Genomic DNA, 26,552 nt, shown 5'->3' with positions numbered 1-26,552 from the left:
TCGTCCTTTCAGGCCATCACGTCGATGGAGGTGGCGGTGAGCGTCGAGCGCGGGTCGCGCACGAGGCCGGCGATCTCGGGGGTGCCGCCTGCCGCGGGGCGACCGTCGCGCTGCTGCGCCCGGCCCGCGTCGGCGGCGGCCTCTCGGCGGGCGTCCGCCTGGGCCTGCGCGTTCGCCTGAGCGGCGGCCTGCCCGCCCGACTGGCCGGAGGGCTGGTTCTGCGACGACAGGTCGACGCTCGCCTGGAGGCCCGACGTCTGCAGGTCGCGGCGGAGATCCTGCAGGATGCCGCGCACCGCGTCGCGACCGGCGTCGGACTGCGCGAACAGCTCGACGTGCATCCCGCTCGCGGCGACGTGGGCGCGGACCGTGACGGGGCCGAGCGCATCCGGCGTGACCTGGACCGTGACGACGTGCTCGCCGGTGCCGGCCGCGGCCAGCGTGAAGACGGGGCGAGCGAGCTGCTGGGCGAGAGGCTGCGGCTGCGCCGGCTGCGAGACGGCAGGAGCCGCGGCACCGGTCGTCGACATCGGCTGCGCGACGGCGGGTGCTCCGGTGGCGCCCGCGGGGGGCTGCGCGACGTCGCCGGCACCTGCCACGGCCGGGGCCGCTGCCGCACGGTCCGCGGACTTCGCCGCGGGACGCGCGTCGCCGGACGCCACCGGGGTGGCGACGGCGGCGGCTGCGGTCTGAGCCGCGGGCGGCGCGACGGCGGCTGCGACGGGCGCGGGAGCCGGCGCCGACGGTGCGGCGGCGCCCGAGGGGGTGGCCGGGGTCGCGGGTGCGGCCTGAGCGGCCGCCGCGGTCGGGGAGGTCGGCGTCGCGACGGCGGCACCGGCGGCACCGGCGACGCCGGGGGCGGCAGCCGCGGAGACGGCGGCGGACGGGAGACCCGCGGTGGCGCCCGCGGCCGGTCCGGTGGCGGACGCGACCCGAGAGGACGTGACGGTGCCGGTCGAGACGGTGCCGGTCGAGACGGTGCCGGTCGAGGCGGTACCGGTCGAGACGACTCGGCCCCCGGCAGCTCGGGCCGGAGCGACCGCGACATCGGCGGCCGCGGCGGCGGTGGAGAGCCCGGCGAGCGGAGTCCCGTCGGTGGCGGGCAGCACGGGAGCGGGCGTCACGGCGACCGAGACGGCCGCGGCGGCGGGCGTCGCGGCCACGGGGTCCGCGAGCGGGGAGGCGGCGGAGACCGTCGCACCCGACACCGTGGCGCCCGAGGCCGTGGCACCGGCGACTGTGGCACCCGAGACCGCGGCACCCGCGGTCGCCTGACCGGCGAGCGGGGCACCGGGGCTCGCAGCCAGTGCGGCCGCGGCGAACGCCGAGCCGAGCAGCGCCGCGGCCGACGGCGAGACGGTGGGAGCCGTCGGCACCGGGGTCGCGGCCGCGGAAGCGGGAGCGGACGCGGACGCCGACGCGGCGGACGGTGCTGCGGCGGTCGGCGCGGTGGCGGGCGCAGCGGCGGACGCGGCGTCGCTCGCGGTCTCCCGGTCGGCGGGGGCGCCGTTCCCCGGGGTGCTCGCGGCGGCGTCGCGGGTCTCCGCGTGGCGGGGCGCACGGTGCCCGGGGGCGTTCGACGCGGCGGACGACTCGGGACGGGGCTCCTGCGCGCCCTGCATCGCCAGGTCGAACGACGAGGCCGCACCCGAGTCGGGGACGGACGAGGGGCGCTGCGCGGCACGGGCCGGAGCGACACCGGTGGAGGCGATCGGCAGGCCGCTCATGCGGAGGCTCCCGTCGTGGCGAGGAACTGCTGGAGCGCGGCCTGCATCAGGTCGGACTGCGAGGTCGAGCCGATCCGGGAGGCGGAGGCCGCCGAGGAGACCGGCGCGGCCGACACGCTGTCGCTGGAGGGCACGATGCGGCGGATCGATCCGATGTCGCTGTCCTTGAGGTAGTTGTCGATGATGCGGACGTCCTTGCCGGGGCGCGGGGCGTGCAGGATCTTGCCGTCGCCCAGGTAGATGACGATGTGCCCGCCGCTCTTCGTCGAGATGATGTCGCCGGCCTTGGCGTGGGCGAGGTCGGGGACGGCGACGCCCATCTTCGCCTGGTCCGGGACGACGCGGGGCATCGTGATCCCGAGGTCCTTGAAGACGGTCTGCACGAGGCCGGAGCAGTCCATGCCCGAGCGCGTCGTGCCGCCGAAGACGTAGGGGACGCCGAGGTACTTCTTGGCGTCGGCCACCACGTCGTCGCCGGTGACGCCGTTGTCGACGAGTCCGCCGGTGGGGGACGCGGGAGTCGCGGTGCCGGTCGCGGTCGTGCCCGACGTCGCGGCGTCGGTGCCGGTGGCGCCCGCCGTGGCGAGGGCGGAGGCGAAGTCCGTGGCGCTCGAGGCGTCGCTGGCGCTCGACGACGCCGAGGAGCCGGCCGGGGACGCACCCGTGCGGATCTGCGCGATGGTGTCCTGGATCTCGGTGATCCTGCTCATCACGGTGCTGATGCTCATGACTGCTCCCCCTGGAGGTCGTCTCGGTGGTGTGCGACGGAGGCGATCTCGTCGAGCGCGATCTGCTCCTGGTGGAGGTCTTCGGCCAGCGCCTCCGCGACGTGGCGCGCCTCGAGCTTCTCGAGGGCGATGGCCCGGGCGCGGCTCGCGTTGTAGGCCGTCTGCGCCTCGTCGGCGGCGGTGCGGTGCGCGTCGGCGACCGCGTCGAGCTCGGCCAGCATGCCCCGGGTGGAGGCGCGGGCCGCCGCGATCGCGATCAGGGTCCCCGCGTCGGTGACGACGGCGTTGCCGGCGACGGCGCCCTCGAGCGTGCGCTCGACCTGGGCGCGGCGCGTGGCGACGTCGCGGACGCGGCGGTTGGCGTCGGACAGCTCGGCCATCGCCTTCTGCTGCTGCGCGTGACGGACCCGGAGGAGACCCGCGAGCGAGAACGACCTCATGCGGACGCACCCCCGGCGAGGCGGGCGGCGAGCGCCTGGAGCCGGGCCCAGGCCTCGGCCGACGGGGTCTGGTCGTCCATCCGCTGCTGCAGGAAGTCGTCGATGTCGCCCTGGTGGGCGACGGCCGCGTCGACCAGCGGGTTGCTGCCCGGCTGGTACGCGCCGACGTCGATGAGGTCCTGGGCCTGCTTGCGCGCGGCCATGACCGTGCGGAGCGTGCGCGCGGCCGCCGACTGCTCGGGCGAGATGACCTTGGAGGCGACGCGCGAGATGGAGCCGAGCACGTCGATCGACGGGAAGTGGCCGGTCACGGCGAGCTTGCGGTCGAGGACGATGTGGCCGTCCAGGATGCTCCGGGCCGCGTCGGCGATCGGCTCGTTGTGGTCGTCGCCGTCGACGAGCACCGTGTAGAGGCCCGTGATGGAGCCGACCTGGTCGGTGCCGGCGCGCTCCAGGAGCGTCGCGAGGGTGGAGAAGGTCGACGGCGGGTAGCCGCGCGTGGCCGGGGGCTCCCCGACCGAGAGGCCGATCTCGCGCTGGGCCATCGCGACGCGCGTCAGCGAGTCCATCATCAGCACGACGTCGGCGCCGCGGTCGCGGAACGACTCGGCGATGCGCGTGGCCACGAAGGCGGCGCGGAGGCGCATCAGGGCGGGCTCGTCGGAGGTGGACACGACCACGATCGAACGGGCGAGACCCTCGGGGCCGAGGTCGTCCTCGAGGAACTCGCGCACCTCGCGGCCGCGCTCCCCGACGAGGGCGACGACGCTCACCTGGGCGTCCGTGCCGCGGGCGATCATCGACAAGAGCGACGACTTGCCGACGCCGGAGCCGGCGAAGAGGCCGAGGCGCTGGCCGCGGCCGACCGTGGTGAGGGTGTCGAGGGCGCGGACGCCGAGCTGCAGCGGCGACGCGATCCGGGCGCGGTGCATCGACGAGGGCGTCTCGTGGTCGAGCGGGGCGAGGCCGTCGCTGAGGAGGGGACCCTTGCCGTCGATCGGCCGGCCGAGGCCGTCGATCACGCGGCCGAAGAGACCGCGACCGGTGGGGACGAGGATCGGCTGGCCGGTGGGGCGCACGGCCATGCCGGAGTGGACGCCCGTGAGGGGGCCGAGAGGCATGCAGCGGATCCCGGAGGCGGTCGTCGCGACGACCTCGGCCAGGCGGCCGTCGCCGATCTCGACGACCTCGCCCAGGGAGCACTCCAGGCCCGCGACGGTGACGCCGAGGCCGACGACGCTGCTGACGACCCCGACGCGCTGCGGGCGCGCGGCGAGGGCGGCGCGACCGAGACGGTCCTGCACGGCGGCGATCACGCGGCACCGCCGAGGAGGATCGTCCGGGCGCGGCCGAGGGCCGTCCCGAGGGTGGCGTCGAGGAAGCCGTCCTCGAGGTCGGCGCGGGCGTCGCCGCGCTCGAGCACGGGATCCGGGACGACGTCGACGCCGAGCGTGACGAGGTCGGCGGGGTCGAGCAGCTCGAGGTCGGCCGGGTGCAGGCGGACGCGGACGACGTCGCCCGGGTCGATGGTGGTGAGGGCCCTGGTGAGGGCGGCGACGACCGTCGAGGCCGGGTTGTCGCGGATCTCGGCGCCCAGGATGGCCTCGGCGAGCTGGACGGACGTCGCGAGCAGCGTCTCCTGCGCTTCGGTGCGGAGCGCCCGCTGGCGTGCCTCGAGGGCGTCGGCGGCCGCTCCGAGGAGGGCCACGGCACGATCGGTGCGGGCGCGCGACTGCGCGACGACGGCCGCGGACTCCGCCTCGAGAGCGCTGCGGAGGGCGGCGGTCTCGGCGGCGGCGGCGCAGAGACCGGCCGCGTAGCCGGCGGCGTGGCCGCGCTGGGACGCCTCGTCCTCGCGGGCCGCCGAGGCGGGATCGCGGAGGACCGGGAAGGCGACGCGGGCGAACGCCGGAGCGGCGAGGAGATCGTTACTCAACGAGGGCCTCCTCGTCGCCGCGCTGCACGGTGATGGCGCCCTGCGCCTCGAGCTCGCGGATGGCGCGGACCACCGAGGCGCGCGCCTCCTCGACCTGCGAGAGGCGGACGGGGCCGGCGGCGCGGATCTCGTCGTCCAGCAGCTCGCGGTTGCGCTCCGAGACGTTCGAGCGGATGACCTCGGTGACCGGCTCCGGCGCGCCCTTCATGGCGATCGCGAGCACGGCCGCGTCGATGCCGCGGAGCACCTGCTGGATGTCGCGGGCGTCGAGCTTGACGATGTCGACGAAGGTGAGCATCCGGGAGCGGACCTCCTCGGCGAGCGCGGGGTCGCGCGCCTCGAGGCTCTCGAGCAGGAGCCGCTCGGTCGCGGCGTCCGAGCGGTTGATGATCTCGACGAGCGGCTGGATCCCGCCGACCGCCTCGACCTGCTCGCGCGGCGCGACGACGGCTCCGGCGCGGACGCGGAGGGTCTGCGCGACGATGCCGACGGCCTCGGGCGTGGCGGTGCCCATGGTGGCGATCGCCTGGGCGACGTCGGTGCGGAGCCCGGCCTCGAGGCCGGTGAGCACGGCGGACGCCTGGTCGGCGCCGAGGTGGGCGAGGACGAGGGCGATGGTCTGCGGCAGCTCGCCGTCGAGGAGCGTGAGGAGCTGACCGGAGTCGGCTGCCTCGAGGAACTCGAACGACTTCCCGGCCATCGACGAGGCCAGGCGCTCCATGACGCCGGCGGCCTTCTCGGAGCCGAACGACGCCTCCAGCAGGCCGACCGCGAAGTCGCGGCCGCCGCGGGGGTTGATCCGCCCGCGACGCGTGAGGTCGTGGAACTCGGCGACGGCGGTGTCGGCGACCTGGGCGTCGACGCGCCGCATCTTGACGAGCTCGGCCGTGATCTCGTCGGCCTCGGTGTCGTTGAAGCGCTGCATGACCGTGGCGGCGCGCGCCTGGTCCATCTGCATGAGGATGACGGCGACCTTCTGGGCCCCGGTCAGCTCGGCGGTCCCGATCGGGCTCATACCGTCTGCCTGTCGTCGAGCAGACCGCGGAGGAGCTCGGCCGTGCGGTCGGGGTCGGCTCCGGCGAGCGCGTCGATCTCGGCGCGCTGACGCTCGAGGGTCGCACCCTCGGTGCCGAGCTGAGGCAGCTGGGCGGTCGGCGCGGTCATCGGCTGCGACGACTCCAGGAGGCGGCGGGCCTCGACGTCGTCGAGCAGGAGCGGCTTGGTCGCCGGGTCGCCCGGCCACGTCGTCGCGACGGAGGCGATCTCGCCCAGGTCGATGTCCTCGCGCTCCTGCTTGCGACCGCGGCGGGTCAGCAGGAAGAGGGCGACGATCAGCGGGATGCCGATGCCGGCGGCGATGAGCCCGGTGCGGATCGTCGACCACATGCTGTCGCTGGCGGCCTGCGCGTCGGCGGCCTTGAGGGCGGCCGCTGCGGCCTTGGATCCGGAGTCGTTGAAGTCGACCATCTGGACGCTGACCTGGTCGCCGCGCGTCGTGTCGATGCCGGCGGCCTTCGAGACGAGGTCGTTGATGTTGCCGAGGTTGAGCTTGCTCGCGATCTTCGAGTTGATGGCGACGGAGACGGTCTGCTTGGTGAGCGCCCCGGCGGGGATGGTGGTCGACTCGGTGGTCTTGTCGACGGCGTTGTCCTTCGTGGCGGACTCGTTGACGTAGCCGCCGGCGCCGGTGGTCGAGCTCCCGGTCGCGGACCCGTTCGGCACGGCGATGTTGTCGGGACCGAGGACGCCGGTGGCGTTGCCCGCGCCGGCGCCGCCGCCGGCGTACTGCTCCTTGGTGCTGGACTCGCTGAGGGGAGCCGCGCCGCCGGTGGGAGCCGTGTACGACTCCTGCACCTTCGTGCCCGAGTTCTGGTTGACGTCGGCTGCCACCACGACGGTGGAGTTGCCGGCGCCGAGGACCTTGTCGAGCATGGCCTGCACGTTCGACTGCGTCTGCGTCTGGTACTCGCCGGCCTGCTGGCCCGCGGTGCCCGTGGCCCCGGTGCCGACGGCGGAGAGCACGTTCCCCTTGGAGTCGACGACCGACACGTCGGTCGCCTTCATGCCCTCGATCGACGCCGAGGTGAGGTGGACGATCGCCTGGACCTGCTCGTTCGAGAGGGTGGTGCCCGGCGTCGTCTCGACGAAGACGGAGGCCGTCGGATCCTGCTTCTGGTCGGAGAAGACGGTCTCCTGCGGGATGGCGAGCTGGACGCTCGCCGTCTTGACGCCGTCGAGCGCGCCGATCGTCTTGGCGAGCTCGCCCTCGATCGCGCGCTTGTAGGTGACGTTCTGCTGGAACTCCGACGAGGTGACGCCCATGGTGTCGAGGAGCGAGTAGCCGCCGGTGTTGTCGGCGGGGAGACCGGCCGACGCCGCCTTGAGGCGCTCCTGGTAGACCTGCGCCTGCGGCACGAGGATCGTCGAGCCGCCGTCGGTGAGCTGGTAGGGCACGCCGTCGGCGGAGAGCTGGTTGACGACGCCGGAGGCGTCCGTGGCGGCCAGGCCGGTGAAGAGCGGCGTGTAGGAGGGCTTGGTCAGCCAGGACGTGAGCGCGACCGAGCCGAGGACGAGCACGGCGACGCCGATGACGGCCAGGGTGCGCTGCGCGACGGTGAACGACCGGACGCGGTCGCCGAGGCCGGTGAGAAGGGACTTCAGGGCGGGAGGCATCAGGCCTGCATCCTCATGATCTCGTTGAAGGCGTCGACGCCCTTGTTGCGGACGGCGGAGACGAGCTCGAGGGTGACCTGAGCGCGGGTGGCGGCGATGGTGGCGGTGTGGACGTCGTCGACGCCGCCGGTGACGGCCTTGACGGCGAGCGCCTGCGACTGGCCCTGCAGCGACTGCAGGCCGTCGATGACGTTGCCGAAGCTCGAGGCGCCGACGGTCGGGGTGGCGTCGAGGCCGTTGACGGCGGAGGCGTCCTGGTTGGCGCCGATGGTCTGCGACGGGTCGACCGCGGTCGAGGAGACCGGGAAGGCTCCGTTGACGGGAGAGAGGGGCATCAGTTGCGTCCGATCTGGAGGGCGGCCTCGTACGACGTCTTGGCCCGGTCGACGACGGCGGCGTTCGCCTGGTAGCCGCGCTGCGCCATGATCAGGTCGGCCATCTGCGTGCCGAGGTCGATGTCGGGGAGGCGGACGTACCCGTCCTTGTTGGCTTCGGGGTTGGTGGGGTCGTAGGTGACGCGGCCCTCGGCGCTGCCGAAGGCGGCACCCTTGACGTAGACGCCGGAGACGCCCTCGCCCTCCTGCACCTCGACGTAGCGCGCCTGGAAGGCGGCGCCGGACATCGGCTTGGCGGTGTTGACGTTGGCGATGTTGTCGGAGATGGCGTCGAGCCACTTGCGGTGGACGGTGAGGCCGGTGCTCGCGATCCCGATCGCGTCGAACATGCCCATCAGCTGTTCTTCAGAACGGCGCGGACGCTGGTGAGGACGTTGTTCTCGGCCTGCGTGGCGAACTGGTACTGCAGGACGGTCGTCGTGTTGCTGAGGGTCTCGGTGTCGAGGTTGACGTTGTTGCCGTCCTCGCGGGTGGGCTCCATCGAGCGGGACATCGAGGGGGCGGCCGACCCGTTGCCCGCGTCCACGGAGGCCGCGAGGGCGTCCTCGAAGGAGACGCGCTCGGCCGTGTAGCCGGGGGTGTTGATGTTCGCGATGTTGTTCGCGATCGCCTTCTGGCGCATCGACAGACCGTCGAGAGCACTCTCGAGGGCCTTGGAGGTCACGGATTCCAGCACGACTGCTCGCTTCGCGATTGCGGGAGGGCGGCCGATCCGTGGCCTGAGGGGTGAGCGATCCGTGCTCACAGGGCTCTATCGGCGGATGCCGGAGGCCCGTTAGGGTCGATCACCCCGCCGCCCGCCCCGTCTTCGGGGGCCAGCGCGGGAGTCGGGGACGTCAGCCGGTGACGTCGAGGTAGACCGAGCGATCGGTCTGGCGGGGAGCGGGGACCGTGCGGAGGGCCGAGAGATGCCTCGACACCGTCAGCCGGGCCTCCTGCACGCTCTCGATGGCGCGCTGCTGGCGCGCGGCGATCGCGCGGGCCCGCTCCTCGAGATCGGCGGGCATCGGGCCGAGGCCCTCGGGGGCGAGCCAGACGGCAGGAGTCTCGACGCCGTCGGTCGCGGATCCTGCGGCCCGCTCCATCTCGGCGAGCACCCGGAGCCAGGCCCCGCGCGTCTCGTCGGTGCCGGGCTTGGCCTCACGGATCGAAACGATCTCAGGCAACGCCGAGGCTCCCGCCGGCGAAGCTGAGCGAGTCGGTCGAGAGGGCGGGCGTGGCCGGGGCCTGCGCCGTCGCCTCGTGCCAGGCCTGGCGGAGCGGCTCGAGGAGCCCGATGCTCTCGCGGGTGAGTTCGACGTCGCGGTGGATGTTCGCGTTGATCAACGCCGTCGAGACGTAGTTGTAGAGGGCGAGGAGGCCCTCGCCGCCCTCCCAGAGGTCGACGCGGAGCGACGAGGTCAGCTCGGCGACGATGGCCTGCGCGTGCAGGAGGTTCTCCGACGCCATCGGCCACCGGCCGGAGGTCTGCGCCACCTCGGCGCGACCGAGGTCGAGCAGGAGGCGGTCGTAGAGGAGCGTGATGAGTCGCGCCGGCGTCGCGGAGAGGACCGCCTCGCGGTTGTACTGGTCGCGCTGCGCGGCAGCGCCGTAGGTGAGGGTCATGATCAGCCCGTCGAGGAGGAGAGGGACGAGAGGGAGCCGGACAGCGAGGACTGCTGGGCCTTGAGGGTCGAGAGCTGCACCTCGAGGTTGGAGTAGATCTTCTCCAGCGACGCGCGCCGGTCCGTCAGGCGGAGGTCCCACTCGGAGACCTGCGCGCTGAGGCTGGTGACGAGCGACTTCTGCCCGTTGATGACGCTGGTGATCTGACCGGAGTACTTGTCGGAGGACTGCGTCGCGGCGTCGGCGACGCGGGAGGCGAGAGCGGTGAGGAGGGTCTGGGTTCCGACCGGGTCGGTCGCGAGCGCCGTCTGGAACTTGGCGGCGTCGTAGTCGAAGCTTCCGTCGCGGTTGATGCTGATGCCGATCTCCGACGGGGAGCGGCCGTTGACCGGCATCGAGGCGGCGGTGATGAGCGCCTGGTTGACGCCGCGCACGGTGCTGTCGCCGGTGAACGGACCGCCGGAGACGGTGGCTTTCCCGGTGGAGTCGGTGCTCGTCGTCGTCGCGCTCTTCGTCTGGATGAGCGAGAAGATGTTGTTCAGGCTGGTGACGAGGGCGCCGGCGACCGCGCTCGACGCGGTCTGGTCGCGGGCGACGGACAGCTGGATCGGGTCCGTCGACGCCTTGTTCACCGTCACGGAGACGCCCGGCAGGAGGTCGGCGAAGGTGTTGGTGGCCGAGGTGATGGTCTGCTCGGCGCTCGTGCCCGCCCAGAGGGTGACCCGCGCGTCCTGCGCCTGCTTGACCACGGCGGCGCCGGGGTCGCCGAGGACGTTCGTGGCGGTGCCGGCGGTCACGTCGGCGCCGGTACCGCGGTAGATCTCGAACGAGCCGGCCGCGCCGGAGGTGTTCGAGGTGAACTGCAGGCGGTACTGCACGGCTCCCGAGGCGTCCTTGCCCGAGGCGACCTTGACGGCCTTGACGCCGGCCGCCGAGCTGTTGACGGCCGACACGACGTCGTCGATGGACGACGAGGCGGGCGAGATCTCGACGGCGGTGCCGGCGGCGCCCACGATGGTGATCTTCGGCGGACTGTCCGGCCAGGCGGTCATGGCGGCGCTGACGCCGACCTTGGCCTGCGCAACGGCGCCCACGACGATGTCAAGGGTGCCGGGGGTCGCGGCTGTCGAGGCCGTCGCGGTGACGTTGGTGGAGCTCGACGTCGTCGAGAAGAGGGAGAGGGCCGTGGGCGACTTCGTCGTCGTGGCCAGGGTGGCGAGGGCGGCGACCTGGCTGTTGAGGCCCTGGAGCGCCGTGATGGTCGACTGGGTGTCGGTGACCTTCGCCTTGAGGAGGGTCTGGGGCTGCGACTCCGCGGTCATCAGGGAGTTGATGAGGGAGGTCGTGTCGAGACCGGAGACGAGGCCGTCGACGGCGAGTCCTGAAACCATGCGCTGCTCCTCTCGGGCGGGGTCGATGCCGACGGTGTCGCGGCGGGGACGAGGGGAAGACCCGAACTTCCTCCCCTCGCCCACCGCTGCGGGTCAGTCCCGCGCTAGCGCGGAACGGGTGGTGCTAGCGGAGCAGCGACAGCACACCCTGGGTGCTCTGGTTCGCCTGGGCGAGCATCGCGGTGCCGGCCTGGCTGAGGATGCTGGAGCGGGTGTACTTGACCATCTCCGACGCCATGTCGGTGTCGGTGATACGCGAGGACGCCGCGGTCAGGTTCTCCTTGGCGACGTTCGTGTTGTTGATCGCGTGCTCGAAGCGGTTCTGGACCGCACCGAGGCCTGCACGAGCCGTCGAGACGGCCTTGATCTGCGCGTCGATCGTGGTGATCGCCGAGGCGGCACCGGTGGCCGTGGTCAGGTCGATGCCGGCGACGGCGGTGGAGACCGACGCGACGTTGGCCGAACCGAGGTCGACGGTGATCGTGTTGGCAGCGGCGTTGGCACCCGCACCGACCTGGAAGCTCAGCTTGCCGTCCGCAGCGGCGCCAGCCGACCCGTCGAGCAGGTTGATGCCGTTGAAGTTGGTGGAGGCCGAGATCCGGGTGAGCTCCTTGGTGAGGGCGTCCGTCTCCGTCTTGATCGCGTCGCGCGAGTCCGCGTTGTTCGAGTCGTTGCCGGCCTGAACGGAGAGGTCTCGCATGCGCTGAAGGATCGACTGAGCTTCGGTCAGTCCACCTTCCGCGGTCTGGACGACGCTGATGCCGTCCTGGGAGTTGCGGGCGGCGACGGTCAGACCGCCGACCTGGGACTTCAGGCCCTCGGAGATCGCGAGGCCGGCCGCGTCGTCAGCAGCGCGGTTGATGCGGAGACCGCTCGAGAGCTTCTCGAGGGACTTCGACAGGTCGTTCTGCGTGCTGTTCAGGTTGCGGTACGTGTTGTTCGCAACCAGGTTGTTGTTGATCTGGAAACCCATGATGTTTCTCTCTTCCGTGATGTTGGGTGGTGTTCACCGGTCCATCCGTGGGCCGGTTATCTAGTGCTATCGGCGGCTGGAGCGTCGCCGTTAGCGGGTTGGTGAAGTTTTTTTCAGGAGGCCGCGGCTTCGCTCTGGACGACGCGGTTCTCGTGGAGGGCCAGGCCGATGCCGACGACGGCGTTCGAGGCGACCCGCGACAGGTAGGCGGCGCGACGGGCCGGCGCCGTCCGCGCCTCGAGGGCGACCTCGCGCTCGGGGTCGTCGGCGTAGTGGGTGTTGAGGGCGTCGCGCAGGAGCCGGATCGCCTCGGTCCGCTGCTGCGAGACGGCGGAGTGCGTGATGCCGAGCTCCTCGGCGACCTCGGTAACGCTGCGGTCGCCGAAGTAGACGTTCTCGACGATGAAGCGCATCTTGTCGGGCAGGGCCTCGACGGCGGCGCGGAGGTACCGGGTGCGCTCCTGCTCCAGGAGCGTCTCCTCGGGCAGGATGATGTCGGCCGCCAGCTGGTCGGCGACGGTCTCGTCGATCGCGGTGACGGTGCGCGCCGCGTCCGTGAGCGCGTCCGTGGCCGTCTTGCGGTCCACGCCGAGCGACGAGGCGATCTCGTCCACGGAGGGGGTGCGTCCCAGGGCGGCGGTCAGCGTCTCCTGCGTGGCCAGCGTCTCCTTGATGCGCTTGCGGGTGCCGCGGCTGGCCCAGTCGCTCGAGCGCATGTCGTCGGCGAAGGAGCCCATGATGCGGGTCCGGGCGTAGGCACCGAACGGGACACCCTGCGTCGGGTCGAACGCATCCGCGGCCTGGACCAGGGCGAGGGCGCCCGCCGAGGCGAGGTCGTCGCGACTGAGGTGCGTCGCCCGGGCGCAGACCTCGGAGACGAGGTAGCCCACGAGCGGGAGGTTCTGGACCACCATCGCGTTGCGTTCCGTCTTGTTCATCGTGGCCCCGGTTCATCGAAAATCGGCATGACGGATCGCCTCGTCGACAGGGGTCGACGAAGACGATTCGAAAGGAGGAGGTGCCGCAGGATGCGGCGGGTGACTCGTGATTCCGACGACCGACCAGAAGGGCTTCGCGTCGATGAGGCGTGATCTGCCTGCTCCTCAAAACTAGCGAGGAGGGGGAGCCCGAAGGAAGGCCGGAAAGCCCCCACTACGGGGGTTTGGGGTGTCGTCATTTAGGAGGACATCGGCGGAATTCCGGGCTTTTTCACCCCCGAAGGGGGCCTTGTCCCACCCCGCTCGCGACTCGTGCTTACGGCGCGCGCACCCTGGCCGATAGTCACCCCCGAGAGCGAAACGGCTCTCTGTGGCGCCGGCCCTCGGAGGCGGGCGCTCACAGCCGTATGAAGGAGGGACCGTGGGCGTGAACGAACTGTCCGCCGTGCTCTGGCGTGAGCGCGAGCTCCTGGAGCTTCTGACGTTCAAGCTCGAGGAGGAGCAGCTGCTCCTCACCGCGGGCAAGTCCCGCTGGATCGAACACGCCACCCGTGAGGTCGAGCAGGTCCTCGACCGCCTTCGCGCGGCGGGCCTCGAGCGCACCGTCGAGGTTGCCGTCGTCGCCGAGGAGTGGGGCACGCACGGCGAGACGCCGCTCCGCGAACTCGTGGACCACGCACCCGACGGCCCCTGGGCCGACATCTTCTCCTCGCACCTGCGCGCCATGACCGAGCTCACCCGCCAGATCAAGCAGCTGCGCGACGAGAACGAGCAGTTCCTCCGGGCCGCGGCGCGATCGACGCAGGAGACCCTCGCCACCGTCTCCGCGGATCCTGCGACCTACGACGCCCGCGGAGCCGGGCGCACGACCGCCGCCGGCAGCCACTTCTTCGACGGGCGGCTCTAGAGCGATGAGCACCTTCTCCGGACTCAACACGGCCTACCGCGGCCTGACCGCCGCGCGCGCCGGGCTCGACGTCGTCGGCCAGAACATCACCAACGCGACGACGGAGGGCTACACCCGCCAGCGGGTCACCACGTCGTCGATCTCGGCCGTGCAGGCCGGCCTCTTCAGCCGTGGCACGCCGATCGGACAGGGCGTCTCCATCGACGGCATCGCCCGCCTGGGCGACGCCCAGCTCGACGCCCAGGTGCGGGCCACGGCCTCCGCCTCCGGCTACACCACCGTGCGCTCCAGCGTCCTGTCGAACCTCGAGGGCTCCCTCAACGAACCCGGCACCAACGGTCTCTCGGCGAAGCTCACCGCCTTCTGGTCGTCCTGGCAGGGCGTGGCGAACGGACCCGGTCAGACGGCTCCCGCCGCGACCCTCCTCGCCGGTGCGAAGTCGATCGCCTCGACGATCAGCGACGGCTACCAGGCCGTGAGCGGGCAGTGGTCCGCCACGCGCACCGCCGTCGACTCGCTCGCCACCGACCTCAATTCGAGCGCCGCGCAGGTCGCCGACCTCAACGTGCAGATCCGCGCCGGCCTCACCACCGGCAGCACCGTCAACGAGCTGATCGACAAGCGCTCGACCCTGACCGAGAACATCGCGAAGCTGGCGGGAGGCACGGTGCACCAGAACGCGGACGGCACCGTCGACGTCCTCGTCGGCGGCAACGCCCTCGTCTCCGGCGACACCGCCCGCACCGTGCGGGTCGCCGGCGCGACGACGATCGAGGGCGCCGCCGGTGCCCCCGTGACGCTCGAGTGGAGCCACCGCCCCGGCGCGAGCGTCGGACTCGACGGCGGACAGCTCGCCGGAGCCCTCTCCGTCCTCGCCCCCGCGGACGGCCAGGGGTCGGGCGGCGTCCTGGCCGAAGCCGCAGCGACCTACGACGCCTTCGCCACGCAGCTCGCCGGAGCCGTCAACGCCGTCTACTCGACCGGCTCGACGCCGTCCGGGTCGACCGGTCAGAACTTCTTCGCCCTCGCGGCATCGGGCCCCGCGGCGACCGGCCTCTCCGTCGTGCCGACCTCCGCCGCCGACCTGCAGACGGGCACACCCGGAGCCGGGGCGCTCGACGGCACGATCGCCGACCGGGTGTCGCAGCTCGGCACCGGACCCGCCGCTCCCGACCGGGCCTGGGCCTCCTTCGTCACCTCGACGGGCGCGACGGCCAAGGCCGAGATCAACGCCTCCGACCGCGCCACGCTCGCCGGCACCGCCGCCAAGACGCAGCAGGCCTCGACCGCCGGCGTCGACCTCGACGAGGAGAACGTCAACATGCTGACGTTCCAGCACGCCTACCAGGGCGCCGCGCGCGTCATGACGGCGGTCGACGAGATGCTCGACACCCTCATCAACCACCTCGGACACGTGGGGGCGGCCTGATGCTCGGACGCGTCACCAACCAGACCACCGCGATGGCGTCGCAGCGGCACCTGCAGGCGAGCGCCGCGCGCCTCGCGCAGCTCCAGGACCAGGCGTCCTCGCTGAAGGCGATCCAGAAGCCGTCGGACGATCCGCTCGGCACCGGGCAGTCGCTCCTCGTCCGCGCCCAGCAGAGCGCCAACGCGCAGTACTCGCGCAACGCGGACGACGGCGTCGGCTGGCTCCAGACCACCGACTCGGCGCTGTCGTCGACGGTCAACGTGCTCAACCGCATCCGGGACCTCACCGTCCAGGGAGCGAACGACGGCGCGATGTCCCCGACGGCCAAGGAGGCCATCGCCACCGAGCTCGTCGGGTTGAAATCCGACCTGATGGCCTCGGCGAACACGACCTTCCAGGGGCGGTCGATCTTCGCCGGCAACTCCGACGCCGGAGTCGCGTTCCAGGCCGGCACGCCGCCGACCTTCACCGGGACGGCGGGCAGCAGCGTCCAGAGGCGCATCGCCGACGGCACGACCGTGCAGGTCGACACGGACGGCTCCGCCGTCTTCGGCACCGGCGCGGACTCGGTCTTCGGCCTCGTCGACTCGATCGTCAGCGACCTCCGCTCCGGCGTCAACATCGGCCCGCAGCTCGCGGGGATCGACTCCCGGCTCACCGCCGTGCGCGGCGCCTGGTCGGACGTCGGCGTGCGTCAGTCGCAGCTCGAACGCGCCCAGGACACCCTCAAGAACTCCTCGATCTCGCTGGAGAACCAGCGCTCCGGCATCGAGGACCTCGATCAGGCGAAAGCCTTCCTCGACCTGCAGACCCAGCAGGTCTCCTACCAAGCCGCCCTCGCTGTCACCGCCAAGGTGATCCAGCCGACCCTGATGGACTTCCTCCGATGAGCGCTTCCCTGACCTTCGTCACGCCCCCTCCCGGCCTCGACCCCGCCGTCGATTTCGTCCTGGACGAGATCGAGGGCGCGAACGGCCTCTACGCCCTGAGCACCGCCGGCACACCCCGCTCGCGCCTCTTCGTCGTCGACGCCGCCGTGCACCTGCCCGACTACTCGCCGTACATCACCGACGAGCAGAGCAGCTCCCTCGGAGTCACGCGACCGCAGGATGCCCTGCTCCTCGTCGTCGCCAACCCGGCGCCGACCGGCACGACCGTCAACCTCATGGCACCCATCGTCGTCAACGCCTCGACGGGCGCCTCGGCGCAGCTCATCCTCGAGGGTCAGGACTGGCCGCTCCGCGCCGCCCTCGCCCGCCACGAGCAGCCGGTCGCCGTCGCCGTCTGACCGACCTCGCGCGCCGATCACCCCGATCCGGCTCCGCGCGACTACCCTCGTACTCGATGACCGAGCACGACCACCCCGACAACGACGCGCACGGCGGCCCGACCAGCCATCCCGTGCCTCCGAGCCTCACGGCGCCCATCGTGCCGAGCGGCTCGTCGTCGAACGCGCACTTCGACCCGGTCAGCCTCCGCCCCGCGATCGACGCCTCCGCCATCGAGCACCGGCTGTCGGAGCTCGGTGCGAGCAGGAGCACCGCCGCCCTCGGCGAGCGGGCCGACCTGCTCCGCATGCTCGGGCGGCTCGACGAGGCCCTCGCGATCGCCGAGGAGGCCTTCCGTCTCGCGCACTTCACCGGTGACCGGGCCGACTCGACGGCCGCCCGCATCCGGCGCGCCTACGTCTTCAAGGAGCAGGGCCGCCTCGAGCGGGCCCTGAACGACCTCCACACGAGCCGCATCTCCGCGGCCACCGAGGAGTGGCACGAGCTCGAGGCGGCCGCCGCCGAGCTCGAGGGCTACACGCTCTACGACCTCCAGCGCTACGAGGAGGCCCGCACGGCCCTCACCGACGCGCTCGCGGCGTACGAGAAGGCCGGTGCGCCGGCCGAACGGACCAACGGTCTCCGCGTCGCTATCGAGGGCGTCATGCGCGCGATCCTGCAGGGCTCCGCGCCGGCGCCCTTCGACGAGCCTGTCGTCTCCGACTCGATCCTCGTGGTCGACGAGCCCCGCGAACCGATGGTCACGCCGATCGTCGTCGATGCGCCGGGCACCCTGATGGGCGAGTCGAGCGAGGGCGACCTCCACGACACGAACCCCACCCCGCTGTTCCGCACGACCGGGTCGCCCGCGTACCTGGGCACGCCGGAGCAGGCGCCCGAGGCTCCTGCCCGCCTGTCGCCCGACGCCGCCGAGCGACTCGACCCCGACGCCGTCGACGGCCCCGTGCCCGACGCCGCGTCGATCGGCGTCGAGACGCAGGCCATCGCCGTCCCGCACGCGACCGCCCCCGGCAGCGGACGCCGCATCATCGACGACGAGGACCGCAACGAGGACGACGAGCCCCAGGCCTCCGGCTTCGACGCCGAGGTCAGCCGAGCCCGCAAGGCCGCCCGCAGCATCTGGGGCGCCTTCGACGCGTCGAACGCGAAGACGCCGCCCCGCGACCGCTCCTGACGGGCGTGGCCGACCTCGACCGGGTCCGCCACTGGGCGGACGCGCTCATCGCGTTGCACCTCGACGCCTCCGTGTGGAGCTTCGGGTTCGACAACGCCAAGACGCGCGCCGGACTCTGCAACTACACGACGCACCGGATCACCGTGTCGAAGCACCTGGCCGACCGGTACGGAGACGACGAGATCCACCAGGTGCTGCTGCACGAGGTGGCGCACGCGATCGCGGGGTCGCGCGCGGGGCACGGTCCGGCGTGGCGCCGGGTCGGTGCCGAGATCGGCTACGTCGGCGACCGGCTGCACGACGGGGCGATCGCGTCGGAGCTCGCGCCGTGGGTGGGGCGGTGCCCCGCCGGACACGACCACTACCGCTACCGCCGACCGGCGAAGCCGCTGGCCTGCGGCCGGTGCGCCCGCCGCTACGACCCCGCGCACCTCATCACGTGGGAGCGTCGCGCGGTCTAGCGCACTGACCCAGCTGCCCCGCCCCCACTGCTCGCCCGCGCCGGCCCGGCTCGCCCAGGCCCGGCGAGACTCCACAACACGCCGCTCACCTTCGTGAAACGCCGCACATCGTGGAGTCTCAGGCCCGACGCCGCACGCCCCGCCCAGGCCCGGCCCGGCCCGGCCCAGCGAGACTCCACAACACGCCGCTCACCTTCGTGAAACGCCCCACATCGTGGAGTCTCACGCCCGACGCCGCCCGCCCCCCGCCCAGCGAGACTCCACGATGTGCCGCGGCTCACCGAAGGTGAGCAGCGTGTCTTGGAGTCTCACGGGAGCGACACACACCGGCTACGGTGGTTACATGCTCTTAGGCCAGTGGTTCGACTCCCCCTCCGGCACGCGCTGGCACCTCGACGCCGGCGCGGTGAGCCTCGACTTCGCCTATCTCGGCGGCTTCGACGACCACGCCGGGTTCGGCCCGGCGGCCGGTCTCCCCGGACCGGGCTGGGACGGCCTGCTCGTCCCGGCCGACCTCGAGGTCTGGCTGGGCGAGCGCTTCGACGGCCTCGCGGCCGGCACGACCGAGCGAGAACTGCAGGATGCCCGGGGCCTCCGCGACGCGATAGCCCGCCTCGCCACGTCCGCTGCCGACGGCCACCTGCCCGACGCATCCGGACCGGGTGCCGGCGACATCGACACGCTGAATCTCTTCGCCGCCCTGCCCGACGTGCCGCCGTCCCTGCCGGGCGGGCGCCGCCAGGCCGGAGCCGGGCGGCTGCGGCTCGGCCAGGCGCTGTCGTCTCTGGCGCGCGACGCGGTGCGGCTCTTCGCCGAGGTCGGTTTCACCGCCGAGGGCGACGCCCGCCTGCGCCGGTGCGCCGCCGACGACTGCCGCCTGATCTTCCACGACGACTCCCGCGCGGGGAGCCGACGCTGGTGCTCCATGCAGAAGTGCGGCAACCGGGCGAAGGTCAGGGCGCACCGGGCCCGAGCCGCCGCCCGGGCGAACGCCGACGCGACGCCGGCACCGGCACCGACCGACGGCTGACGCGCCTACTCGACGACCTGGACGTCCTTCCAGAACGCCACGTAGTTCGAGAAGTCCTTGCCGACGCGCTCGAACGCGGTCGGGTAGGGGGTCGGGTAGCTGAAGGCGCGATCCTGCAGGCCGTTGACCGTGAAGTACTGGCACTCGCCCTTCCACGGGCAGGTGTAGGGCGTCGGGCTCTTCTCGAGGAGGGCGTCGTTGACGCTCGCCGGCGGGAAGTACCAGTTGCCCTCGATCTTGATGAGGTCTTCCTGGGGCGCTTCGGCCACCACGGTTCCGTCGTTCAGCACTGCCTTCATGGGTCCTCCTCGATCGCGGATGTACCGGTCCAACGCTACGCCGAAGCGCTGAATTCCCGCAGGACGGCGCACACCGCAGGATGCCCGAGCCGCTGCTCCCGCGCTCCCGCGGCTCCGCGTTCCCCCCGCTCCGCCGAGACCGACGCCGTCAGGAGGTGCCCCGTCGCCCGGCGCAGGCCCACGAACCCGGCGCAGGCCGCTGCCGCCTCGGGACTCGCGAAGTCGATCCCGACCTCGGCGAGCGCGTCGATCACGGCTCCGGCCGCGAACTGGTCCTCGACGGCCGCGCGGAACCCGTCGTCGTCGAGCGACCCGGCCGCGACGACGGCGACCACCGCCCGGTCCCCGAGCGACTCCTGCAGGCGCAGGATCCAGGCGGCCGCGTCGACCGACGACGCCTCGGTCGCGCAGAGCACGGCCTGGCGCTCCCCCGCGGTCTCGGCGATCGCGGCGGCGAGCTGCGCCCCGGAGGCGCGGCCGTGGGAGTCGAGTTCGTCGGCGACGACCACCACGTGGGCGGTGCGCGCGATCCTGCGGGCCCCCGCCTCTCCCCAGTCGAAGCGGACCTGGTAGCGCTGCTGGTCGTGCATGCGATCCAGGGTAGCGAGGCCCGGCCCGGCATCGGGAACGGGTGCAGACTGGCGTCATGCACGTGCAGCTCAAGCTCACCCTCGCCTGCTCGCCCGACGCGGCGGTCGACGCCCTCCGGAACCCGCAGGTCATGGTCGCCGTCACCAAGCCGATGCTTGTCTACCGCTCCGAGGAGCAGGGCGGGTTCCCGCGGCGCTGGGACACGGCGGAGCACCCCGTGAGCGCCAGGATCCTCGGGGTCTTCTCCCTGGGACGGACCCACGTGCACCTCCGCTTCTACGAGGCCCTCGGGGCGCGCGTGCAGGAGGACACCGGCCGCGGCATCGACGGGTCGTTCCGGCTGATGCGGATCCGGCACCGGATGGCCGTGTCGCCGGCGCCCGGGGGGCTGACGCTCCTGCGCGACCGGATGGAGTTCCACGCGGGCGTTCTCACGCCGCTGCTGTGGCCCGGGCTGTGGCTCGTCTGGCAGTGGCGCGCGGCCCGGATGCGGATGCTCGCCCCCACCTGGACCACCCCCGTCCCACGCTGACGCCGCTCCGGCGACGCCCCGCCCCGCGCCGCACCCCCCGCTCGCCCCGCGAGACTCCACAACACGCCACTCACTTTCGCCGGGCGTGGCCAAACGTGGAGTCTCACCAGGGCCCGCGCCGCACCCCGCGCTGCTCCCCCCGCGAGACTCCACAACACGCCACTCACTTTCGCCGGGCGTGGCCAAACGTGGAGTCTCACCAGGGCCCGCGCCGCACCCCGCGCTGCACCCCCCGGGCGAGACTCCACAACACGCCACGGCCCACGAAAGATGAGCAGCGAGTCGTGGAGTCTCGACGGGCCCGAGTCAGGGCAGGCCCGGACACCGACCCCGCCCACGACGTACCGTGAGACCGTGACCACCGCAGACCCCGCCGACCCGACCCGCACCGCAGACCCCGCCGTCGCCGCCGGCCCCGCGGATCCTGCCCGCGCAGCCCTCGACGTCGCCGAGTGGCGCCGGACCATCCACGACCTGTACCGCCGGGTCCGCGAGGCGACCGACCTCGAGTCGGCCCACGACCTGTGGCGGCGCACTCGCGACGACCTGTTCGCGAACCACCCGTCCACGCCGCTCCTGCCCGAGGACCGTGAGGTCTTCACCGGCCTGCCCACGAAGCCGTACGACCGCGACTGGCGCTTCGAGCTCCCGATCCTGCCGACCGAGGCCCGCAGGATGACCGTCCCCACCGGCACCGACGGCGATGTGCCGTTCGATCTGCTCGGCGTGGTCGACGTGCCCGGTGTCGGCACTCTCGACGTCTGGCGCCTCGCGTCGTACGGCGGCGGCCTGTTCCTGCCCGTCAAGGACGCCCTCGCCGGCCGCCCCGGGGGAACCTACGGCGGCGGCCGGTACCTCCTCGACACCGTGAAGGGCGCCGACCTGGGCGCAGGATCCGAGGCGGGCACCGTCGTCGTCGACTTCAACTTCGCCTACAACCCGAGCTGCGCCTACGACCCGGCGTGGGCCTGCCCGCTGGCGCAGCCCGGCAACACCGTGGCCGTCGAGATCCCGGTCGGCGAACGGTACTCGGGAGCCCACTGAGCGCCGAAACGGCCATGCTGTAAGGTGGAACCACTTGCGAGTCGACCCGATCGGCTCCCTGCGTCGTAGTACGCCCCTCACATCCCTCGGTGCCACACGAAAACGTGTGTGTGACAGACCGAGGTTCGCGAAGCTCACTCTGCGGCGAAACGATCGAGCGCTTCTGCTCCGTCGCCACATCTCGAGTCCGGCTGCGTCACTGATGGACGCATGCTCATGAGGCTCGTTCCCCGATGCCCGAAAGGCACCACGCAATGACAGACACCCAGACCACCTCGGCGCCGATGGGCGCCACGCCCGTCGACGAGTCCGACGAGAGCAGCACCACGTTCGCCGAGCTCGGCGTCCCCGCTCCCCTCGTCAAGGCGCTCGCCGCCGACGGCAAGACCAGCGCCTTCCCGATCCAGATCGACACGCTGCCCGACACCCTCGGCGGACGCGACGTCCTCGGCCGCGGGAAGACCGGCTCCGGCAAGACCCTCGCCTTCTCCATCCCGATGGCCGCTCGACTCGGCGGCAAGCTCGCCGGTGGCAAGCGCCGCCCGGGCCGTCCGCTCGGCCTCGTCCTCGCTCCGACCCGCGAACTCGCGACGCAGATCGACGCCGTCCTCGCGCCCATGGCCGCCGCCTACGGCATGACGACCACCACGATCTTCGGCGGCGTCTCGCAGAACCGTCAGGTCCAGGCCCTCAAGCAGGGCGTCGACATCGTCATCGCCTGCCCCGGTCGCCTCGAGGACCTCATGAAGCAGGGCTTCATCAAGCTCGACGCGATCGAGATCACCGTGCTCGACGAGGCCGACCACATGGCCGACCTGGGCTTCCTGCCCGGCGTCACGCGCATCCTGAAGGCGACCCCCGAGAACGGGCAGCGCCTCCTCTTCAGCGCCACGCTCGACAACGGCGTGGACAAGCTCGTCAAGCAGTTCCTGCACAACGAGGTCCTGCACTCGGTCGACGAGGCGAACTCGCCCGTCGCCAAGATGACCCACCACGTCTTCGAGACCGAGTCGGTCGACACGAAGAAGGCTCTCATCGAGAAGCTCGCGTCCGGCCAGGGTCGTCGGATCCTGTTCATGCGCACCAAGCACCACGCGAAGAAGCTCGCCAAGCAGCTGACCGAGTCGGGCATCCCGGCCGTCGACCTGCACGGCAACCTCTCGCAGCCGCAGCGCGACCGCAACCTCGCCGCGTTCCAGGACGGCACCGCCCGCGTCCTGGTCGCGACCGACGTCGCCGCCCGCGGCGTGCACGTCGACGACATCGAGCTCGTCATCCACGTCGACCCGCCCACGGAGCACAAGGCGTACCTGCACCGCTCCGGACGAACCGCTCGCGCAGGAGCCGAGGGCGACGTCGTCACCCTCGTCATCCCGAGCCAGCGCCGCGACGTCGCCGCGATGATGAAGAAGGCCGCCATCACGGCGACCGTCACGTCGGTGAAGCCCGAGTCGCCCGAGGTCCGGGCCCTCGTCGGCGAGGTCGCCGCCTACGTGAAGCCCGCTCCGAAGTCGGAGCGCGCACAGCAGCAGCAGCAGGGAGGCGGCGGACGTTCGCAGGGCGCCAACGCCCAGCGCAAGCGCGCCGCCCGCCAGACTTCCGACGGCGCCCCGATCGCCCGCAAGGACCGCTCGGGTCGACCCCCGGCCGAGGGCTCGCGCGGCACCGGTCGCACGGGCGGCGCCCGCGGCAACGGCGGAGCGCGTGGCGCGGGCGGGCGCAGCGCCGCTCCCCGCTCCGGCAGCAGCACCTTCTACTCCACCGAGTCGGGCCGCGCGGCCGACGCTCCGGTCCGCGAGGAGCGCGCTCCCCGCGAGGACCGCGAGCCCCGTCGTGCCTCGTCGGGCGGCACCGTCCGCGGCGACCAGGCGGCCTTCGCGGCCGAGCAGAGCGGCGGCAACTCGCGCGGCAACGGCGGCTCGCGCCGTGCGTCGTCCGCCGGCGGACGCCCGGCTTCGCTGAAGGTCGGCAGCCTCGTCCGCGGCGGCGGCAGCACCGGCGGCCGCGGCCGCTAGCCTCCACCCCCGTGCCGTGCGCTCCGGCGCGTGGCACCGCTGAACCCGCGCGCTCGGCTGTAGCGGTGGTCCTAGGACCACCGCCGCAGCCGAGCGTGCGGGTTTAGCGGGCCGGCAGCGGAGCGGGCCGGTACCGCGGCAGGAGCAGGAGCAGCGGCAGCGGCAGCGCTCAGTCGAGCACGCGCAGGCTCGGGTGCTCGGCGAGAGCCGTCAGCCCGTGCGTGGCGAAGACCGTCATCACGGCGGCGATCGGCACGTCGATGCCGCTGAAGCGCACGGGCGCGACCTCGTCGAAGGTGCACACGAGCGCACCGCGCGCGACCTCGGGGTAGACGCCGTTCATCCGCGCGAAGTGGAAGCTCACCCAGCGCCCGCCGACGAAGCACAGGAGCCGGTGGTTGCTCACGAGCAGCCGAACGGCCTGGAGCTCGCGCCACTGGGTCTTCCCCTGTTCGGCCGCGGCGCGCTGCCGGGACGAGTTGGTGAGCCCCGTGACCGCGAGGCCGGCGACGATGAACGCCGGGCTGCCGAGGAAGAACCCGGGCGCCCGGGAGTACTGGACGTCCTGCCCGTAGTAGCGCTCGTAGACCGCGCCGAGCTCGTAGAAGAAGACCTCTCCCTGCTCGGGCACGACCTCCCACGCGGCGACGGTCGGGGGCACCTGCCGGGCGAGGAGCGCCTGCCGGAGCCGCCGGGCCTCGGCCCACGAGGACTCCGCTGTGAGCCGGGCGTCGGCGGTGCGCACGACGTCGTCGCCTCGGGGCTCCGGCTGGCGGTCGGCGGCCACGTCGGACTCGCTGCGACCGCGCCTGGGGCCCAGCACGCGGGCCAGCACGACCCCGCCGAGGAGGACGACCACGATCGCACCGATCAGCACCACTGCCCCGTTCTCCGCTCGCGAATCCTGCCAGCGTATCCCGCGGGGACGCGGGAACCCCGGATCGGGTAGACAGGAGTCGTCCCCACCCTTCGGAAAGAGGCCACATCCATGTCAGCGCTGACAGTCCTGTTCATCGGCGGTACCGGAATCATCAGCTCGGCGGCGGCCGTCCGGGCGCGCGACCTCGGTCACGAGGTGACGCTCGTGAACCGCGGCTCCTCGACGGTCCGGCCCGCACCCGAGGGCGTGGAGGTGCTCACGGGCGACGTCTCCGTTCCGGGCTCGATCGCCGCGGCGATCGGCGACCGCCGCTTCGACGTCGTCGTCGACTTCGTCGCCTTCACCCCGGAGCAGGTGCAGCGCGACATCGACCTCTTCGAGGGCCGCACCGGCCAGTACGTCTTCATCAGCTCCGCGTCGGCCTACCAGAAGCCGGTCGGCGCGCTCCCGATCCGGGAGTCCACGCCCCTCCGGAACCCGTTCTGGCAGTACTCCCGCGACAAGGCGGCGTGCGAGGACCTCCTCGTGGCCGCCTACCGCGAGCGCGGGTTCCCGGCCACGATCATCCGGCCGTCGCACACCTACGACCGCGCCTCGCTGCCCGTCACGGGCGGCTGGACCGTCATCGACCGGATGCGTCGCGGCCTCCCCGTCGTCGTCCCCGGCGACGGCACGTCGCTCTGGACCCTCACCCATCACGTCGACTTCGCGCGGGCCTTCGTCGGGCTCCTCGGCCTCCCGGCCGCCGTGGGCGACGTCTTCCACATCACCTCCGACGAGGCGCTGCCGTGGAATCACATCTACCTCAGCCTCGCCGAGGCGGCAGGAGTCGCGGACCCCGAGCTCGTCCACGTCGCGAGCGAGAGCGTCGCCCTGGTCGAGCCGAGCTGGGGTCCGGGGCTCCTGGGCGACAAGGCGCACTCGGTCGTGTTCGACAACGCGAAGGTGAAGGCTCTGGTGCCCGGGTGGGTGGCCGAGATCCCGTTCTGGGTCGGCGCCCGGCAGATGGTCGAGTGGCACGACGACCACGCCGACGCGAGGCAGGCCGATCCGGCTGCGGAGGCCGCTTTCGAGCGTCTCGTCGCCGGCGCTCGGGCCTTCGGGACAGCTCTCTGACCCGAGGGTTACTCGAGGGTGAGGAGATTCTTTTCGCCGCAGAAAAAGGGGGTGACAGCGGACGGGTTTCCTGCGTAGGCTGACTCCCGTCAGTTCCCCCCAGCTGACATGCCCCCGGGCCCTCAGGTACTTTTCCCCCAATCTCCTGTCGTCCCGGGGGCTCTTCCGTTTCCCGGAGCGGTTTCCGGCTCAGCGGGCTCCGGCGGGTCCGGGTGGGGATTCCACCCCGCGTCGGCCCGCCCGTAAACTGGGGGACGAAACACGCGAGTCCCGCGACTTAGACTCATCCGCATGTCGACAAGCCAGCCGTCGGGCCTCCGCCCGGCACTCCGCACGGAGATCGACGACGCCGCGAGGCGAATCGCCTTCTCGTCGGGTCTCGGGGGTATCACGCTGCGCCGACTCGCCTCGACCGTCGGTGTCGACCCGGGTCTGATCGCCCAGCACGAACCGTCCATGGGCGCCCTCGTCGCCCGCATCTTCGAGGAGCTGGCCGCCGACGAGCGTGCGCAGACCGAGCTCGACCTGGCGTCGCAGCCCACCCCCCTCGACGCGCTGCGACTGCTGGTCCACTCGCTGCTCGAAGACAGCCACGACGACTACAACTCCATCTGGGCCGACGCCTGGAGCATCGGCCGTCGGAGCACCCCGCTCGCCAAGGCGGCCCGCGACAGCATGTCGGCCTGGAACGCCGTCGTGCACGACCTCGTCGCGAGGGGCATCGCCGCCGGTCAGTTCGCCGAGACCGAGCCCGACCTGGTCGCGATGCAGTTCTTCGCCCTGATCGACAGCACGACGGCCTACTCGCTCGTCGGCTATCGCACCGCCGCCGACCGGGCCCGTCTGGTGCGCCGCACCCTCGAGATCTCGCTGGGCCTGCCCGAGGCGACGCTCTAGACCACTCCCCGCCCACCGGTGCGCGTCCGCAACGGTGCGCGTCCGCATCCGCGCGCACCACCGCGAGATCGCACCGGCCGTC

30 protein-coding genes are annotated in these 26,552 nt (G+C 72.4%); 12 read left to right on the top strand and 18 right to left on the bottom strand.

The window, feature by feature from the left end; translation table 11 throughout:
- Positions 1 to 8: 8 nt before the first annotated feature.
- The 15 genes from AS850_RS16895 to AS850_RS01190 all read right to left on the bottom strand — a co-directional run bounded on the left by AS850_RS16895 (position 9) and on the right by AS850_RS01190 (position 12,806).
- Positions 9 to 1,727, bottom strand: a complete 1,719-nt coding sequence (locus AS850_RS16895; protein WP_119867483.1) for a flagellar hook-length control protein FliK — start codon at positions 1,725 to 1,727, stop codon at positions 9 to 11.
- A complete protein-coding gene (locus AS850_RS01255; protein WP_119867482.1) occupies positions 1,724 to 2,455 on the bottom strand; it encodes a C40 family peptidase in 732 nt (243 codons plus the stop codon). Before AS850_RS01255 ends, AS850_RS16895 begins: the two co-directional genes overlap by 4 nt.
- The gene (locus AS850_RS01250) at positions 2,452 to 2,895 is read right to left on the bottom strand and encodes a flagellar export protein FliJ (RefSeq protein ID WP_119867481.1); all 444 of its coding nucleotides are present in this window, start codon (positions 2,893 to 2,895) and stop codon (positions 2,452 to 2,454) included. The genes AS850_RS01255 and AS850_RS01250 overlap by 4 nt, the downstream gene beginning before the upstream one ends.
- Positions 2,892 to 4,211: a FliI/YscN family ATPase gene (locus AS850_RS01245; protein ID WP_119867480.1), complete on the bottom strand. Its 1,320-nt coding sequence runs from the start codon at positions 4,209 to 4,211 to the stop codon at positions 2,892 to 2,894. The genes AS850_RS01250 and AS850_RS01245 overlap by 4 nt, the downstream gene beginning before the upstream one ends.
- Positions 4,208 to 4,831: a FliH/SctL family protein gene (locus tag AS850_RS01240; protein WP_119867479.1), complete on the bottom strand. Its 624-nt coding sequence runs from the start codon at positions 4,829 to 4,831 to the stop codon at positions 4,208 to 4,210. The genes AS850_RS01245 and AS850_RS01240 overlap by 4 nt, the downstream gene beginning before the upstream one ends.
- The gene (gene fliG / locus AS850_RS01235; protein ID WP_173795166.1) at positions 4,824 to 5,846 is read right to left on the bottom strand and encodes a flagellar motor switch protein FliG; all 1,023 of its coding nucleotides are present in this window, start codon (positions 5,844 to 5,846) and stop codon (positions 4,824 to 4,826) included. Before fliG ends, AS850_RS01240 begins: the two co-directional genes overlap by 8 nt.
- Positions 5,843 to 7,504 carry a flagellar basal-body MS-ring/collar protein FliF gene (gene fliF, locus AS850_RS01230; RefSeq protein ID WP_119867478.1) on the bottom strand — a complete coding sequence of 554 codons (1,662 nt, stop codon included), beginning with the start codon at positions 7,502 to 7,504 and terminating at the stop codon, positions 5,843 to 5,845. Before fliF ends, fliG begins: the two co-directional genes overlap by 4 nt.
- A complete protein-coding gene (locus tag AS850_RS01225) occupies positions 7,504 to 7,839 on the bottom strand; it encodes a flagellar hook-basal body complex protein FliE (protein ID WP_119867477.1) in 336 nt (111 codons plus the stop codon). The genes fliF and AS850_RS01225 overlap by 1 nt, the downstream gene beginning before the upstream one ends.
- Positions 7,839 to 8,234: a flagellar basal body rod protein FlgC gene (locus tag AS850_RS01220; RefSeq protein WP_119867476.1), complete on the bottom strand. Its 396-nt coding sequence runs from the start codon at positions 8,232 to 8,234 to the stop codon at positions 7,839 to 7,841. The genes AS850_RS01225 and AS850_RS01220 overlap by 1 nt, the downstream gene beginning before the upstream one ends.
- Positions 8,234 to 8,575, bottom strand: coding sequence for a flagellar basal body rod protein FlgB (locus tag AS850_RS01215; protein WP_119867475.1), 342 nt, complete (start codon positions 8,573 to 8,575; stop codon positions 8,234 to 8,236). The genes AS850_RS01220 and AS850_RS01215 overlap by 1 nt, the downstream gene beginning before the upstream one ends.
- 160 nt (positions 8,576 to 8,735) lie before the next feature.
- Positions 8,736 to 9,065 carry a hypothetical protein gene (locus tag AS850_RS01210; RefSeq protein WP_119867474.1) on the bottom strand — a complete coding sequence of 110 codons (330 nt, stop codon included), beginning with the start codon at positions 9,063 to 9,065 and terminating at the stop codon, positions 8,736 to 8,738.
- On the bottom strand, positions 9,058 to 9,504 hold the full coding sequence (fliS, locus tag AS850_RS01205) for a flagellar export chaperone FliS (RefSeq protein WP_119867473.1): 447 nt from the start codon (positions 9,502 to 9,504) through the stop codon (positions 9,058 to 9,060). The genes AS850_RS01210 and fliS overlap by 8 nt, the downstream gene beginning before the upstream one ends.
- 2 nt (positions 9,505 to 9,506) lie before the next feature.
- Positions 9,507 to 10,895: a flagellar filament capping protein FliD gene (gene fliD, locus AS850_RS01200; protein WP_119867472.1), complete on the bottom strand. Its 1,389-nt coding sequence runs from the start codon at positions 10,893 to 10,895 to the stop codon at positions 9,507 to 9,509.
- 124 nt (positions 10,896 to 11,019) lie between these two features.
- Complete coding sequence (locus AS850_RS01195) at positions 11,020 to 11,868, bottom strand: flagellin N-terminal helical domain-containing protein (protein WP_119867471.1); 849 nt, start codon at positions 11,866 to 11,868, stop codon at positions 11,020 to 11,022.
- A gap of 113 nt (positions 11,869 to 11,981) precedes the next feature.
- Positions 11,982 to 12,806, bottom strand: a complete 825-nt coding sequence (locus AS850_RS01190; RefSeq protein WP_119867470.1) for a sigma-70 family RNA polymerase sigma factor — start codon at positions 12,804 to 12,806, stop codon at positions 11,982 to 11,984.
- 421 nt (positions 12,807 to 13,227) lie between these two features.
- On the opposite strand from AS850_RS01190, the gene AS850_RS01185 reads away from it, so the two are divergent.
- From AS850_RS01185 to AS850_RS01155, 7 genes are all read left to right on the top strand, one after another.
- A complete protein-coding gene (locus AS850_RS01185) occupies positions 13,228 to 13,713 on the top strand; it encodes a flagellar protein FlgN (RefSeq protein WP_119867469.1) in 486 nt (161 codons plus the stop codon).
- A 4-nt stretch (positions 13,714 to 13,717) separates the two neighbouring features.
- Positions 13,718 to 15,142, top strand: a complete 1,425-nt coding sequence (gene flgK, locus AS850_RS01180; protein ID WP_119867468.1) for a flagellar hook-associated protein FlgK — start codon at positions 13,718 to 13,720, stop codon at positions 15,140 to 15,142.
- Positions 15,142 to 16,032, top strand: a complete 891-nt coding sequence (gene flgL, locus AS850_RS01175; protein WP_119867467.1) for a flagellar hook-associated protein FlgL — start codon at positions 15,142 to 15,144, stop codon at positions 16,030 to 16,032. Before flgK ends, flgL begins: the two co-directional genes overlap by 1 nt.
- Positions 16,029 to 16,430 carry a flagellar assembly protein FliW gene (locus AS850_RS01170; RefSeq protein WP_119867466.1) on the top strand — a complete coding sequence of 134 codons (402 nt, stop codon included), beginning with the start codon at positions 16,029 to 16,031 and terminating at the stop codon, positions 16,428 to 16,430. The genes flgL and AS850_RS01170 overlap by 4 nt, the downstream gene beginning before the upstream one ends.
- Before the next feature lie 56 nt (positions 16,431 to 16,486).
- Positions 16,487 to 17,605, top strand: coding sequence for a tetratricopeptide repeat protein (locus AS850_RS01165; RefSeq protein WP_119867465.1), 1,119 nt, complete (start codon positions 16,487 to 16,489; stop codon positions 17,603 to 17,605).
- A 5-nt stretch (positions 17,606 to 17,610) separates the two neighbouring features.
- The gene (locus tag AS850_RS01160) at positions 17,611 to 18,066 is read left to right on the top strand and encodes a SprT-like domain-containing protein (RefSeq protein WP_119867464.1); all 456 of its coding nucleotides are present in this window, start codon (positions 17,611 to 17,613) and stop codon (positions 18,064 to 18,066) included.
- A 343-nt stretch (positions 18,067 to 18,409) separates the two neighbouring features.
- Positions 18,410 to 19,096, top strand: coding sequence for a CGNR zinc finger domain-containing protein (locus AS850_RS01155; protein ID WP_119867463.1), 687 nt, complete (start codon positions 18,410 to 18,412; stop codon positions 19,094 to 19,096).
- A gap of 5 nt (positions 19,097 to 19,101) precedes the next feature.
- On the opposite strand, the gene AS850_RS01150 is transcribed toward AS850_RS01155, so the two are convergent.
- Together AS850_RS01150 and AS850_RS01145 are read right to left on the bottom strand one after the other, a co-directional pair.
- Positions 19,102 to 19,395, bottom strand: coding sequence for a DUF427 domain-containing protein (locus AS850_RS01150; protein ID WP_119867462.1), 294 nt, complete (start codon positions 19,393 to 19,395; stop codon positions 19,102 to 19,104).
- A gap of 35 nt (positions 19,396 to 19,430) precedes the next feature.
- Positions 19,431 to 19,985, bottom strand: coding sequence for a hypothetical protein (locus AS850_RS01145; protein ID WP_119867461.1), 555 nt, complete (start codon positions 19,983 to 19,985; stop codon positions 19,431 to 19,433).
- 56 nt (positions 19,986 to 20,041) lie between these two features.
- On the opposite strand from AS850_RS01145, the gene AS850_RS01140 reads away from it, so the two are divergent.
- From AS850_RS01140 to AS850_RS01130, 3 genes are all read left to right on the top strand, one after another.
- Entirely contained in the window at positions 20,042 to 20,518 is a 477-nt protein-coding gene (locus tag AS850_RS01140) for a hypothetical protein (protein ID WP_123955410.1), read from the top strand.
- Positions 20,519 to 20,872: 354 nt separating this feature from the next.
- Positions 20,873 to 21,562: a DUF1684 domain-containing protein gene (locus AS850_RS01135; RefSeq protein ID WP_236940791.1), complete on the top strand. Its 690-nt coding sequence runs from the start codon at positions 20,873 to 20,875 to the stop codon at positions 21,560 to 21,562.
- Between the two features lie 284 nt (positions 21,563 to 21,846).
- The gene (locus tag AS850_RS01130; protein WP_119870067.1) at positions 21,847 to 23,577 is read left to right on the top strand and encodes a DEAD/DEAH box helicase; all 1,731 of its coding nucleotides are present in this window, start codon (positions 21,847 to 21,849) and stop codon (positions 23,575 to 23,577) included.
- A gap of 169 nt (positions 23,578 to 23,746) precedes the next feature.
- On the opposite strand, the gene AS850_RS01125 is transcribed toward AS850_RS01130, so the two are convergent.
- Complete coding sequence (locus tag AS850_RS01125; RefSeq protein ID WP_119867458.1) at positions 23,747 to 24,457, bottom strand: hypothetical protein; 711 nt, start codon at positions 24,455 to 24,457, stop codon at positions 23,747 to 23,749.
- A 108-nt stretch (positions 24,458 to 24,565) separates the two neighbouring features.
- Between AS850_RS01125 and AS850_RS01120 the strand changes: the two genes are divergently transcribed.
- Positions 24,566 to 25,573, top strand: coding sequence for an NAD-dependent epimerase/dehydratase family protein (locus AS850_RS01120; protein WP_119867457.1), 1,008 nt, complete (start codon positions 24,566 to 24,568; stop codon positions 25,571 to 25,573).
- 291 nt (positions 25,574 to 25,864) lie between these two features.
- Complete coding sequence (locus tag AS850_RS01115) at positions 25,865 to 26,470, top strand: TetR/AcrR family transcriptional regulator (RefSeq protein ID WP_119867456.1); 606 nt, start codon at positions 25,865 to 25,867, stop codon at positions 26,468 to 26,470.
- Positions 26,471 to 26,552: the final 82 nt, after the last annotated feature.

Source organism: Frondihabitans sp. 762G35, assembly GCF_002074055.1.
In the GTDB taxonomy this organism is placed as follows: domain Bacteria; phylum Actinomycetota; class Actinomycetes; order Actinomycetales; family Microbacteriaceae; genus Frondihabitans.
Note: the sequence above shows the minus strand (reverse complement) of the source record. Positions and strands in the feature narration are given on the sequence as shown.

Excerpts from the sequence above, each read along its gene's own strand:
- AS850_RS16895 (WP_119867483.1), bottom strand. The coding sequence starts at position 1,727 with ATGAGCGGCCTGCCGATCGCCTCCACCGGTGTCGCTCCGGCCCGTGCC.
- AS850_RS01255 (WP_119867482.1), bottom strand. The coding sequence starts at position 2,455 with ATGAGCATCAGCACCGTGATGAGCAGGATCACCGAGATCCAGGACACC.
- AS850_RS01250 (WP_119867481.1), bottom strand. The coding sequence starts at position 2,895 with ATGAGGTCGTTCTCGCTCGCGGGTCTCCTCCGGGTCCGTCACGCGCAG.
- fliG (WP_173795166.1), bottom strand. The coding sequence starts at position 5,846 with ATGAGCCCGATCGGGACCGCCGAGCTGACCGGGGCCCAGAAGGTCGCC.
- fliF (WP_119867478.1), bottom strand. The coding sequence starts at position 7,504 with ATGCCTCCCGCCCTGAAGTCCCTTCTCACCGGCCTCGGCGACCGCGTC.
- AS850_RS01225 (WP_119867477.1), bottom strand. The coding sequence starts at position 7,839 with ATGCCCCTCTCTCCCGTCAACGGAGCCTTCCCGGTCTCCTCGACCGCG.
- AS850_RS01220 (WP_119867476.1), bottom strand. The coding sequence starts at position 8,234 with ATGGGCATGTTCGACGCGATCGGGATCGCGAGCACCGGCCTCACCGTC.
- fliS (WP_119867473.1), bottom strand. The coding sequence starts at position 9,504 with ATGACCCTCACCTACGGCGCTGCCGCGCAGCGCGACCAGTACAACCGC.
- fliD (WP_119867472.1), bottom strand. The coding sequence starts at position 10,895 with ATGGTTTCAGGACTCGCCGTCGACGGCCTCGTCTCCGGTCTCGACACG.
- AS850_RS01195 (WP_119867471.1), bottom strand. The coding sequence starts at position 11,868 with ATGGGTTTCCAGATCAACAACAACCTGGTTGCGAACAACACGTACCGC.
- AS850_RS01190 (WP_119867470.1), bottom strand. The coding sequence starts at position 12,806 with ATGAACAAGACGGAACGCAACGCGATGGTGGTCCAGAACCTCCCGCTC.
- flgK (WP_119867468.1), top strand. The coding sequence starts at position 13,718 with ATGAGCACCTTCTCCGGACTCAACACGGCCTACCGCGGCCTGACCGCC.
- flgL (WP_119867467.1), top strand. The coding sequence starts at position 15,142 with ATGCTCGGACGCGTCACCAACCAGACCACCGCGATGGCGTCGCAGCGG.
- AS850_RS01170 (WP_119867466.1), top strand. The coding sequence starts at position 16,029 with ATGAGCGCTTCCCTGACCTTCGTCACGCCCCCTCCCGGCCTCGACCCC.
- AS850_RS01165 (WP_119867465.1), top strand. The coding sequence starts at position 16,487 with ATGACCGAGCACGACCACCCCGACAACGACGCGCACGGCGGCCCGACC.
- AS850_RS01155 (WP_119867463.1), top strand. The coding sequence starts at position 18,410 with ATGCTCTTAGGCCAGTGGTTCGACTCCCCCTCCGGCACGCGCTGGCAC.
- AS850_RS01150 (WP_119867462.1), bottom strand. The coding sequence starts at position 19,395 with ATGAAGGCAGTGCTGAACGACGGAACCGTGGTGGCCGAAGCGCCCCAG.
- AS850_RS01145 (WP_119867461.1), bottom strand. The coding sequence starts at position 19,985 with ATGCACGACCAGCAGCGCTACCAGGTCCGCTTCGACTGGGGAGAGGCG.
- AS850_RS01140 (WP_123955410.1), top strand. The coding sequence starts at position 20,042 with ATGCACGTGCAGCTCAAGCTCACCCTCGCCTGCTCGCCCGACGCGGCG.
- AS850_RS01130 (WP_119870067.1), top strand. The coding sequence starts at position 21,847 with ATGGGCGCCACGCCCGTCGACGAGTCCGACGAGAGCAGCACCACGTTC.
- AS850_RS01120 (WP_119867457.1), top strand. The coding sequence starts at position 24,566 with ATGTCAGCGCTGACAGTCCTGTTCATCGGCGGTACCGGAATCATCAGC.
- AS850_RS01115 (WP_119867456.1), top strand. The coding sequence starts at position 25,865 with ATGTCGACAAGCCAGCCGTCGGGCCTCCGCCCGGCACTCCGCACGGAG.